Genomic DNA, 11,336 nt, shown 5'->3' on the forward strand with positions numbered 1-11,336 from the left:
GCGCTCGACAGCCTGTCACTGGATTGCCGGGCCGCACGCGCCGTAAATCATGCAGTCCAGGACACCACCGCGGAACGACACCCGGCGACAACCCGCACCGCACCACTGGCCCACGCCCAGACCGCACCGCACAGCCCCGCAACCCCCGCCGGAGGCGACCCGCACCACCGGGCCCCGCCCAGACCGCACCGCACACCCCGCCGGAGGCGACCCGCACGGGAGCCGGCGGTTAGAGGCGTCGCGGTAGGTCGAACAAGGGGAACCAGCGCTCCGTGTCGAGGAAGTTGTCGATTCCCGCGATCCGGCCGTCCCGGATCTCTATGACCTGGAGCGACCACGCCGTGTAGCCGGTGCCGTCCTCGCTCGGGTGGTAGTGCGCGAAGGCCGGCTGGCCATTGGCGGTCGTGCGGACCAGCTTCGAGCCGCGGCAGACCGCGCCGACGCCGAGCATCCAGCCCACGATGTCGGCATGCCCCTGGAGCCACAGGTCGTACGGCGGCATGGAGAACTTCGCGTCGTCGTGCAGCAGGGCCGTCAGCGCCTCCATGTCGTAGCTCTCGAAGGCCGCGACATAGCGCTCCAGCAGCGCCTTCTGCTCCGCGTCGAGCGGATCCGCCGCGTCGGTCGCGGCCGGGTCGGACTCGGCGAGCGTCGCGCGTGCGCGCTGGAGCGCGCTGTTGACCGACGCGACCGTCGTGCCCAGCAGCTCGGCGACCTCGGCGGCCTTCCAGGCCAGCACCTCGCGCAGGATGAGCACGGCCCGCTGCTTCGGCGGCAGATGCTGGAGCGCGGCGACGAACGCCAGCCGGATCGACTCCCGCTCCACCGCCGTCTCGGCCGGGTCGGCCACCGATGTCAGCACTCGTCCGTCCGGGACGGGCTCCAGCCAGGTGATCTCCGGTCGTGTGGTGAGCCGGGCCTGGGCCACCGGTGTGGCGGCGGTCAGATCCATTGGCCGCGCGCGGCGGTTGCCCGCGCTGAGCATGTCCAGGCATACGTTCGTCGCGATGCGGTACAGCCAGGACCGGAGCGAGGACCGGCCCTCGAACTTCTCGAAGCTGCGCCACGCGCGGACCATCGTGTCCTGTACGGCGTCCTCCGCCTCGAAGGCGGAGCCCAGCATCCGGTAGCAGTAGCCCGTCAGCTCCGTCCGGTATTTCTCCAGCCGGGAATCCAGGTCCTCTTGTGTCGCGAGATCAGTCATCGGCCACCCCAGTCGCCCCCTTGAAACCAGTCCCAGGAAGCTACCGCGGCCCACTGACAATCGCGGGTTACGGCGTCCTGGCCGTGACCGGCCGGCTCGCCGCCTGGGCTCGCGCCACATGGGTTCCGTACAAGGTGATCGAGACGACTCCGAGGACCGCCAGCAGCCCGAGCAGCACCGTCGCGGCCCAGCCGCCGGCGTGGAAGGCGACCGCGCCCAGGGTGCCGCCGGCGCTGCTGCCCAGGTAGTACGCCGACTGGTAGAGGGCCGACGCCTGCGCGCGGCCGGTCTTCGCCGTACGGCTGACCGACGAGGAGGCGACCGCGTGACCGGCGAAGAAGCCCGCCGTGATCAGGACCAGTCCGAGCAGCACGGCCGCCAGGGCGTCGGCGAGCGACAGCAGCAGACCGGCCGCCGTCGTCCCGACCGCGAGATACAGCGCGCCGCGCCGGCCGAGCCGCGCGACCAGCCGTCCGGCCGCCGCGGAGGAGACCGTACCGACCAGATAGACCAGGAAGACCGAACCGACGATGCCCTGCGGGAGGTTGAACGGCGCCTCCACCAGGCGGTAGCCGATCACGGTGTAGACCGCGCCGAACACGGTCATGAAGAGCGCGCCGATCGCGTAGAGCCGTCGCAGCAGCGGGTCGGCGAGGTGCCCGCTCACGGTCCTCGCCAGGCCGCGCGGGCTCAGCGAACGCGGCGTGAAGTTCCGCGCCTTCGGCAGCATGACGCGGAAGACCACCGCGCACACCACCGCGAGCAGGCCGACCGCTGCCAGCGCCGTCCGCCAGCCCCAGAGCTGGGCGACCCAGCCGGTGAGGATCCGGCCGCTCATCCCGCCGACGCTGTTGCCGGCGACGAACAGCCCGATCGCGGCGACCAGCGCCTTCGGCCGTACCTCCTCGGCGAGGAACGCCATCGCCGACGCCGGAAGGCCGGCGAGCGCCGCGCCCTGCACGGCGCGCAGCGCCACCAGCCACTCCAGACTGGGCGCGAACGGCACCAGCAGCCCGACCGCCACCGCGATCACCAGCGACACGGACATCAGCGTGCGCCGGCCGAACCGCTCGGACAGCGCGCTCAGCGGCAGTACGAACAGGGCCAGCGCGCCTGTCGCCGCCGACACGGTCCAGCTCGCGCGGCCCGCCGTCACGTCGAAGCCGGCGGAGATGGCGGGCAGCAGCGCCTGTGTGGAGTAGAGGAGGGCGAAGGTCGCGACTCCGGCGGCGAAGAGCGCGAAGCTCATCCGGCGGAATCCGGGGCGGCCGGGAGAGAGGAGCGTCGGTGACGAGGACGGCGCGGCGGAGGCACCCGCGGTGGCGGGCGCCTCGGTACTGACAGAAGGCATACGGAGAACGTAGGCACCGCGGTCTTCATGCGTCCAATGCGTGGAATGGCGATAATCGTTCCCATGGTGCATGAACCCAGCTCACAGCCGCGTGTGTCATGGAACAGTAACGAAGACGACATGGCGCCGACCGCCGGACTGGACCCGGAGTCCTGGTCCGCGATCCTGGCGCCGCGCCTCGCGTACTTCGCCGGAGTGGCCCGCCACGAACATGTCACGCGCGCCGCGCAGGACATGGGCGTACCGCAGTCCACGCTCTCCCGCGCGATGGTCCGGCTCGAACAGGACCTGGGCGTCGCTCTGTTCGCCCGCAAGGGCCGTACCGTCTCGCTCACGCTCGCGGGCCGTACGTTCCTCTCCTCGGTCGAGCGGGCCCTCGCGGAGGTGGAACGCGCCGCCGAGTCCGTCCGGGCCGACGCCGATCCGGCGTCCGGCAAGGTCGCTTTCGGCTTTCTGCACACCATGGGCTCCGAGACCGTGCCCGGACTGATCCGGGCCTTCCGCGCCGACCATCCGCGGGTGCGTTTCCAGCTTGTCCAGAACTACGGCGAGGCGATGATCGAGCGGCTGCGCGCCGGCGATCTGGACCTCTGTCTCACCTCGCCGATGCCGGACGCTCCGGATCTGGTCGCCCGCAGGCTGGACGAACAGCGGCTTCGGCTGGTCGTCCCCGACGACCACCGGCTGGCCGGGCGCAGGCGGGTCCGTCTCGCCGAGGCCGCCGACGAAACGTTCGTCACTCTCGAACCGGGTTACGGGCTGCGCCGGATCACCGACGACCTGTGCGCCGAGGCCGGCTTCCGGCCGCGTGTCGCCTTCGAGGGCGAGGAGGCCGAGACGCTTCGCGGCCTGGTGGCGGCGGGCCTGGGCGTCGCGCTGCTGCCGCCACCGGCCGTGGCCCGTCCGGGAGTTGTCGAGCTGACGGTCACGGCGCCGCGCGCCGTACGCGAGATCGGCGTCGCCTGGCTGGACGGCCACCGCGACACTCCGCCGGTGGCCGCCTTCAAGCGCTTCCTGCTGTCCCGTCGCGGTCAACTGCTGCCGGAATGAACGGACCTGGTCCCGCGGCGGTCACCAGCGCAGCGACCTGCCGAACCCGGCCGCCAGCGGCATCCGCAGCCCCAGCGGCGGCGGCGCCGCGAGCGCGTCCGCGACCGGACGGGAGTAGGTACGCGAGAGGAGCGCGCCCAGGACGAAGTCCGCGGCCAGCGCGAGGACTTCGCCATGGTGCTGACGGAGCGCGTGACCGTCCGAGTGGACCTCGAAGCGGCAGGTGTCCCGGTTGACCTTCTTCGCGCGTTCGGCCAGCCGGTAGGAGAGCTCCGGATCGCTGCGCGCGTCATTGGTGCCGTGCACTATCAGTACCTGCCGGCCCGCCAACTGCCGTACCGGTTCCGGTTCGACGGCCCGGTCGTCCTCCGGCAGCCAGGGCGACATCGCCAGCACGGAGTTGACGGCCGGGTGTCCCGCGGCGTGCAGCGCGGCCCGGCCGCCCATGCCGTGTCCCGCGAGACACACCGGGACGTCGCCGTAGCGGCGTACCGCCTCATCCGCCGCCCATTCCGCGTCCGCCGCGAGGTGCGCGTCCGCGCCGTTCCAGCCGCGCCTGCGGTAGTGCACCAGGTGCACGACGAGCCCTTCGGCCGCTCCGGACCTCGCCAGCGACCGCGCCAGCGGCAGCACTCCCGCGTACGCGACGGGCGAGGGACGCCGGGCCGAGACCGGCTCGCCAGGCGGCAGCACCAGGATCACACCTCCCACGGCGGAACCCGTGGTCAGCGCGGTGACCACCCTTCCCAGCCGTGCCCGTGGCTCCGCGTGACGCCCGCGCGCCGGGCCGTACCGCTCCGCGGTCGGTTCCCCCGCCCCGGGAACTGCGTGCTGTCCCATAGCAGAACAGTCTCAGAAGGGGAGGTGTACGCCACCCGTCCGCGCGGTCACTGTTACATATCGACCAGCACACTCTACGCGCGTAGGAGTTAGAGTGCGGAGATGACGAGCCAGACCTTCCGTCCGCCCACCGCCGATCAGATCCGCCGCGCTCCCAAGGTCCTTCTCCACGACCATCTGGACGGCGGGCTGCGTCCCGGCACGATCATCGAGATCGCCAGGGAGACCGGCTACGAGGCGCTGCCCGAGCACGAGCCCGACAAGCTCGGCCTCTGGTTCCGCGAAGCCGCCGACTCCGGTTCGCTGGAGCGCTATCTGGAGACCTTCGCGCACACCTGCGCCGTCATGCAGACCCGCGAAGCACTGTTCCGGGTCGCGGCGGAGTGCGCCGAGGATCTCGCCGAGGACGGCGTCGTCTACGCCGAGGTGCGCTACGCGCCCGAGCAGCATCTGGAGCAGGGCCTCAGCCTCGAAGAGGTCGTCGAAGCCGTCAACGAGGGCTTCCGGGAAGGCGAGCGCCGGGCCCGCGAGAACGGCCACCGCATCCGGGTCGGCGCGCTGCTGACGGCCATGCGGCACGCGGCCCGCTCGCTGGAGATCGCCGAACTCGCCAACCGCTACCGGGACTCCGGCGTCGTCGGCTTCGACATCGCGGGCGCCGAGGCCGGCTTCCCGCCCACCCGCCATCTCGACGCTTTCGAGTATCTGAAGCGGGAGAACAACCACTTCACCATCCACGCCGGTGAGGCGTTCGGGCTGCCCTCGATCTGGCAGGCGCTCCAGTGGTGCGGCGCCGACCGGCTGGGCCACGGCGTGCGCATCATCGATGACATCGAGGTCGCCGAGGACGGCTCCGTCACGCTGGGCCGGCTCGCCGCGTACGTACGGGACAAGCGCGTCCCGCTGGAGCTGTGTCCCAGCTCCAACCTTCAGACCGGCGCGGCCACCTCGTACGGCGAGCATCCCATCGGCCTGCTGCGCAGACTGCACTTCCGGGCGACCGTGAACACCGACAACCGACTGATGAGCGGCACGAGCATGAGCCGTGAATTCGAGCTGCTGGTCGACGCGTTCGACTACACGCTCGATGACATCCAGTGGTTCACGGTCAATGCGATGAAATCAGCATTCATTCCTTTCGACGAACGACTCGCCATGATCAATGATGTGATCAAGCCCGGATTCGCCGAGCTGAAATCCGAATGGCTGTTCAAGCAGACGGCTGTGACCAGCTAGTTTCTCTGTCGAGTGCGTCGATCACCGATGTCGGAGAGTGGTCGGGAACACCCATTGCCGACCACTTCCGGGTGTTTGCGGGACATGTGTGTGGCTCGCTAACTTGCAGAGCTGCTCACTTCCCCCCATTCCCCGAGGACGAAATCCCAGATGAAGAAGTCCGCCGTCAAGACTCTCGGTGTCGCCGCCCTCGGCGCCGCCTTCGCCGCCACCGCAGCGGGCACCGCCTCCGCCGCGCCCGCCGTGCCCCACAACGGCGCCGACCTCGTCAGCAAGACCCTGCCGGTGGACGGCACCGCCGGAAAGCTTCCGGCGCCCGCGTCGGACGCGGCGCAGGCCGGCCGGACCGCGCTCGCCACCCTCCAGAAGGCCGCGCCGCAGGTGCTCTCGGCCGTCAAGACCGCCAATCCCTTCACCGCTCTGCTCGGCGGACTGCCGGTCAGCGGCCTGACGAAGGGCGGAGTCCCGGTCAACGGGATCCCGCTCGGCGGCTGAGCGTCTCAGCGACCACAGCGGTGGGGTGCACACCCGTGTCCCGGTGTGCACCCCAGCGTGCGTGTACGGCCGGACTACCAGGCGGCCGTGCGGGTCTTCTCGGCCGGCAGCAGCGCCCACAGCGCCAGATACAGCAGGAACTGAGGGCCCGGCAGCAGACACGAGACCAGGAAGATCACACGCACGGTGGTCGCGGAGGTGCCGAAGCGCCGTGCCAGCGCCGCGCACACTCCGCCGATCACGCGTCCGTCCCGGGGGCGGACCAATGCGGCCATGGTGGGCTCCTTCGCGAGTCCGAGAGGGAGCCTCTCCGTGGGCTCCCGATGTCTCCATGGTGCCGCCGGACACCGGGACAAAGCGTCGCTCTACGGGGCGACACCGACCCTGGGAATCGTCGGGGTCGCTCCCTGAGACGCGTCCTCCCGCAGGACGGCGCCGGGCTCATCCGCGGGGCGCGGTACCCGGCGCGAGCCGTGGGACCGCCGTCGGCGGCGCATCCTGGACCGGCCCGCCGGCACGACCGCGAGATGCGCGAGCGCCACACCGGCGGTGTTGAGCAGCAGCGAGTCCACATCGACCACCTGGCCGGGCACTCCGGTCTGCACCAGCTCGATTCCCAGGGAGATCAGCGCTCCGGCCGCGACCGTACGGGCCAGGGACGCCCAGGGAGAGACGGTGAGCCGGCCGCCGGCCATCGGCAGCAGCACGCCGAGCGGAGCCAGCAGAAGCAGTCCCTCGCCGATCCGGCGCAGGGCCTCCAGCGGGCTCAGCGCCAGATCCGCCCGGATGCCCGCGAGCGGTCTCAGATTGGCCGCGGTCACCCACATGACGTCCAGCGGGCGGAGCGTCAGCCACCCCACCAGCAGAAGATGCATGAGGAGGAGAACGAACCCCGCCGTACGGAAGCGGATGACGGCACTGCCGCCCGGACCTTGACGCACGAAGCCCAAGACGCGGGCGCCGGCGGGATCGGTTCCGCCGGTCGCGGAAGAACGGCCGCATGAGACCGGCATCACGCCCCGGCTGTGACAGGAGAGGCGCGACGCGAGCGACGAGGCCCGTGCGACGTACATCCGCCGTCCTGAGGTCCGGCCGATTCGGCCGCCGTCAGGACGACGACGGATGGATCGGGCTCAGCGTCGGCACGGCGGAATCCGGACGGCTCTTCGCCTCCTGCGTGCACCCGTAGACATGCGGCGCGTAGTCGCCGGGCCCGCCGAGCGTCACCTTCCCGTCCGTGGCCTCGCTCTCCGCGAACGTACAGACGATCTGCGCGAGCGCCGCCGCCGGCAGATCCTCCGGCGGACGGCTGAGCCGCAGCGTGCCGGGCGGATCGCCCTTGCGCGGGCTGGACAGGATCAGCGGTCCGCGCACCGAGGTGCTGAATCCCGCCTGCCGCTCGGCGGCCGACGGCTCCGCCTGGAGCTCGTCGAGCAGCGCCTGCGCGATCTGTATCCGTCCGTCGAGCGCCTTCTCCTCCGGGATCCTGGCCGCGCGCTCCACCGGCGCCAGCCCGGAGGCGCACACCAGATAGATCTGCACCGGAACCCCGGGCCGCGCCTGGGTGATGACATCTTTCCTGGAGACCTCGCACGGCACCCGCGACGGCGCGGCCCCGGCGTCCACCGGCACGGACGTGGTCCTGATCCCGCACGCGGCGGCGCAGACGGCGAGCGTGACCAGCCCCGCTATCCTCGCGAGCCCGACGGCCGCCCGGCCCTTCCGGCTTCTGCCCGTCCTGCTCCTGGGCGTCCGGTTCCCGGGCGTCACGGTGCGTCGCCTTCCTCTCCGGATTCCTCTTCCCGGTCCCGCCCGGCGGCCTCCGAGTCGTCGCGCGGCAGCCGCAGGACGAACATCGCGCCGCCGTCGGGCACATTGGCCGCCGTGATGCCGCCGCCGTGGATATGGGCGTTCTCCATCGCGATCGACAGACCGAGCCCGCTGCCCTCGGAGCGCGGCCGGGACGCGCTCGCCTTGTAGAAGCGGTCGAAGACATGCGGCAGGACGTCCTCCGGGATACCGGGACCGTGGTCCCGTACCTCGATGACCAGCGCGTCGTCCTCCGTCCGCACCGCCACCCGCACCGGCGAACCGCCGTGCTTCAGCGCGTTGCCGATCAGATTCGCCAGGATCACATCGAGCCGGCGCGGGTCCAGCCGCGCCATGATGCCGCGCTCCGCGTCCAGTTCCACCGCGTCCAGCCAGGCGCGCGCGTCGATACAGGCCGTGACCTGGTCGGCGACATCGACATCGTCGAGGACGAGCCGGGCCGTACCCGCGTCGAAGCGGGTGACCTCCATCAGATTCTCCACCAGGACGTTGAGCCGCCGGGTCTCGCTCACCACCAGGGTCACGGCGGGCGCGATCATCGGGTCGAGGTTCTCGGCCTCCTCCTCCAGGACCTCCGTGACGGCGGTGAGCGCGGTCAGCGGGGTGCGCAGCTCGTGCGACATGTCGGCGACGAAGCGGCGGCTGGACTCCTCCCGCGCGCTCATGTCCGCGACCTTCTTCTGGAGCGACTCCGCGGCCCTGTTGAACGTCCGTGACAGATCGGCCAGTTCGTCCGTGCCCGACACCCGCAGCCGGGTGCCGAGCTTTCCCTCACCGAGCTGCCTGGCCGCCTCGCCCAGCCGCCGCACGGGTTTGAGCACGGTCGTCGCCGCGGCCTGAGCGAGCAGCGCGGATCCGACGAGCGCCAGCGCCGTGGCGATGCCCAGCGACCAGGCGAGCGAGTTGAGATCCGCGCGCTCCTGGTCGAGGGACTTGAACAGATAGCCGGTCGGGCCGCCGCCGATGATCCGCGTGCCACCGACCAGATAAGGCGTGCCGTCGCGCTCGGTGCGCTGCCAGAAGAGGTGGTACGGATACGGATTCCCGGAGGTCACCTCAAGCTTGTCGTTCACGGCGTGCTGGAGCGACGCCGGTACGTCGTCGAGCGTGAAGACATCCGGGTCGGAGACTCCGACGATGGGCTTTCCCTTGTCGCGCTCGTCGATCAGCAGCACATCGTAGTTGGGGCCGGCCGCCGCCATCTGTACGGCGGTGCTCTGCAGATCGCTCTGGCGCGGGCGCGGCGGCAGCTCCGCGGCGCGGTTCTGCATCTCCTGCCGGAAGTCGTTCAGCGTGGAGTCCTGTGTGCGGGTCAGCACGGCCTCGCGGTTGAGCCAGTACGCGATCCCGGACGCGGAGACCGCGGCGGTCAGCGCGACCGCTCCGAAGACGACCACCAGCCGCAGCCGCAGGCTGGTCCAGCGGAGCCCGCCGGGGACGGTCTTCCGCGCCGTGCCGCCCTTCGCGTCGCCGCGTCCGGCGGGCCGGTCGTCCACGGCGCCGCTCTTCGTCGCGCCGTCCTCCGGCGGGCCGCTGTCCGGTCCGCCGGACTCGGGTGCGTCGCTCACGAAGGCGCGTCCAGCCGGTAGCCCACGCCACGCACCGTACGGATCAGCGTCGGTGAGGACGGTACGTCCTCCACCTTCGCCCGCAGCCGCTGCACACACGCGTCGACCAGCCGGGAGTCGCCCAGATAGTCGTGTTCCCACACCAGCCGCAGCAACTGCTGGCGCGAGAGCGCCTGTCCGGGACGGCGGCTCAGCTCCAGCAGCAGCCGCAGCTCGGTCGGTGTGAGCTGGAGATCCTCGCCGTTCTTGGTGACGGTCATCGCGGAACGGTCGATCACCAGACTGCCGAACGTCGCGGAGTCCGTCGACTCCCGCTCGCCGCGCCGCAGTACCGCGCGGATCCGGGCGTCCAGCACGCGGCCCTGCACCGGCTTCACCACATAGTCGTCGGCCCCGGACTCCAGACCGACCACCACATCGATGTCGTCACTGCGCGCGGTCAGCAGAATGATCGGCAACTGGTCGGTGCGTCTGATGCGACGGCACACCTCGAAGCCGTCGATCCCGGGCAGCATCACATCCAGCACGATCAGATCCGGCCGCTGTTCCCGGAGCAGTTTCAGGCCGTCCTCTCCCGTCGCCGCGGTGGCCACACGGTGGCCCTGGCGTGACAACGAGAGTTCGAGGGCCGTGCGGATGGCGTCGTCGTCCTCGATCAGCAACAGGAAAGGCACGGAGGTCATTCTGTCCCATGGGGGGACCGAGTTCGACAGGTGGAGCGCTCCCAACCTTCAACCGCTCGGTCCGCAAGCACCGAAGTGCCCTGTGACAGGCCTGTGACAGACGGCGGACAGGGTGATGAAACTGCCCCGGCAAGCTCATTGGCACATGGAAAGCAGCAGACTCCACACGACGGGGGGCGCGGGATGAACGCACCGCACGGTACGACCTCTGGCGCGGTGGTCACGCGTCTCCACGACGTCACATGGGGCAGCGAGAAGTCCGGCGCCGTGAACGGGCGGGGGTGCGTTCGCGGCGCCGGGCGCCACAAGCCGTCGCACATCGCGGCGGTGGACGTGCCGCAGGGAACCGGCGGGGGAGCGGCGTACGGAGAGGTCCTGGGGGAGCGGCCCGCTCGGGCGGAGACGGCGGACGCCGAAGCGGCGTTCACCGCCTACGTCCAGGAGCGCCGCGCCTCTCTGTACGCCACCGCCTATCACCTGACCGGCGACCGGTTCGAGGCCGAGGATCTGCTCCAGAGCGCCCTCTTCTCGACGTACCGGGCGTGGGACAGGATCAGCGACAAGGCCGCGGTCGGCGGTTATCTCCGCCGCACCATGACCAATCTGCACATCAGCGCCTGGCGCAGGCGCAAGCTCAACGAGTATCCGACCGAGGAGCTGCCGGAGACGGCGAGCGACATCGACGCGATGCGCGGCACCGAACTGCGCGCGGTGCTCTGGCAGGCGCTGTCGCGCCTTCCCGAGACGCAGCGCACGATGCTGGTGCTGCGCTACTACGAGGGCCGCACCGACCCGGAGATCGCGGACATCCTCGACATCAGTGTCGGCACGGTGAAGTCGAGCATCTGGCGGTCGCTCCGCCGGCTGCGCGAGGACGAGGTCCTCAGCTTCGGCCGTGACGAGGAGGAGTCCTTCGGCGAACTGGTCGCCTGAGGGCAGCAGGGGGAACGGAGGACCCGCCGGCTCCGGGGGGAGACGGCGGGTCCTCCGTTCCCCCTGCTGCCCTCAGGCGACCAGTTCGCCGAAGGACCTGTCCCTTATCAACATCTACGAGCCACCAATACAAAAGGCAACAACGA

General features: G+C 70.8%; 12 protein-coding genes. 4 read left to right on the forward strand and 8 right to left on the reverse strand.

The window, feature by feature from the left end; all coding sequences use genetic code 11:
* Window positions 1-229: 229 nt before the first annotated feature.
* Window positions 230-1,204, reverse strand: a complete 975-nt coding sequence (locus PV679_RS35230; RefSeq protein WP_319685349.1) for a sigma-70 family RNA polymerase sigma factor — start codon at window positions 1,202-1,204, stop codon at window positions 230-232.
* Window positions 1,205-1,271: 67 nt separating this feature from the next.
* Window positions 1,272-2,555: an MFS transporter gene (locus tag PV679_RS35235; RefSeq protein WP_319685351.1), complete on the reverse strand. Its 1,284-nt coding sequence runs from the start codon at window positions 2,553-2,555 to the stop codon at window positions 1,272-1,274.
* Window positions 2,556-2,618: 63 nt separating this feature from the next.
* Here PV679_RS35235 and PV679_RS35240 point away from each other — a divergent pair, with 63 nt between their 5' ends.
* Window positions 2,619-3,605, forward strand: coding sequence for a LysR family transcriptional regulator (locus tag PV679_RS35240; RefSeq protein WP_319685353.1), 987 nt, complete (start codon window positions 2,619-2,621; stop codon window positions 3,603-3,605).
* A gap of 21 nt (window positions 3,606-3,626) precedes the next feature.
* Here PV679_RS35240 and PV679_RS35245 read toward each other — a convergent pair whose 3' ends face one another.
* Window positions 3,627-4,445, reverse strand: coding sequence for an alpha/beta hydrolase (locus PV679_RS35245; protein ID WP_319685355.1), 819 nt, complete (start codon window positions 4,443-4,445; stop codon window positions 3,627-3,629).
* Window positions 4,446-4,547: 102 nt separating this feature from the next.
* On the opposite strand from PV679_RS35245, the gene PV679_RS35250 reads away from it, so the two are divergent.
* Both PV679_RS35250 and PV679_RS35255 read left to right on the forward strand, forming a co-directional pair.
* Window positions 4,548-5,681: an adenosine deaminase gene (locus PV679_RS35250; protein WP_319685357.1), complete on the forward strand. Its 1,134-nt coding sequence runs from the start codon at window positions 4,548-4,550 to the stop codon at window positions 5,679-5,681.
* Window positions 5,682-5,831: 150 nt separating this feature from the next.
* Entirely contained in the window at window positions 5,832-6,176 is a 345-nt protein-coding gene (locus PV679_RS35255; protein ID WP_319685359.1) for an ATP-binding protein, read from the forward strand.
* Window positions 6,177-6,250: 74 nt separating this feature from the next.
* On the opposite strand, the gene PV679_RS35260 is transcribed toward PV679_RS35255, so the two are convergent.
* From PV679_RS35260 to afsQ1, 5 genes are all read right to left on the reverse strand, one after another.
* Window positions 6,251-6,451, reverse strand: coding sequence for a PspC domain-containing protein (locus PV679_RS35260; RefSeq protein WP_319685360.1), 201 nt, complete (start codon window positions 6,449-6,451; stop codon window positions 6,251-6,253).
* Between the two features lie 90 nt (window positions 6,452-6,541).
* Window positions 6,542-7,051 (reverse strand): VanZ family protein, encoded by a 510-nt coding sequence (locus PV679_RS35265; protein ID WP_319685361.1) that lies wholly within the window; start codon window positions 7,049-7,051, stop codon window positions 6,542-6,544.
* A 232-nt stretch (window positions 7,052-7,283) separates the two neighbouring features.
* Entirely contained in the window at window positions 7,284-7,946 is a 663-nt protein-coding gene (locus tag PV679_RS35270) for a hypothetical protein (RefSeq protein ID WP_319685362.1), read from the reverse strand.
* The gene (locus PV679_RS35275) at window positions 7,943-9,574 is read right to left on the reverse strand and encodes an ATP-binding protein (protein ID WP_416069869.1); all 1,632 of its coding nucleotides are present in this window, start codon (window positions 9,572-9,574) and stop codon (window positions 7,943-7,945) included. The genes PV679_RS35270 and PV679_RS35275 overlap by 4 nt, the downstream gene beginning before the upstream one ends.
* Window positions 9,571-10,248, reverse strand: a complete 678-nt coding sequence (gene afsQ1, locus PV679_RS35280) for a two-component system response regulator AfsQ1 (protein ID WP_173476453.1) — start codon at window positions 10,246-10,248, stop codon at window positions 9,571-9,573. The genes PV679_RS35275 and afsQ1 overlap by 4 nt, the downstream gene beginning before the upstream one ends.
* A 192-nt stretch (window positions 10,249-10,440) precedes the next feature.
* Between afsQ1 and PV679_RS35285 the strand changes: the two genes are divergently transcribed.
* Entirely contained in the window at window positions 10,441-11,190 is a 750-nt protein-coding gene (locus tag PV679_RS35285) for a SigE family RNA polymerase sigma factor (protein WP_319685364.1), read from the forward strand.
* Window positions 11,191-11,336: the final 146 nt, after the last annotated feature.

This window comes from Streptomyces sp. AK02-01A, from assembly GCF_033795305.1.
Classification (GTDB): domain Bacteria; phylum Actinomycetota; class Actinomycetes; order Streptomycetales; family Streptomycetaceae; genus Streptomyces.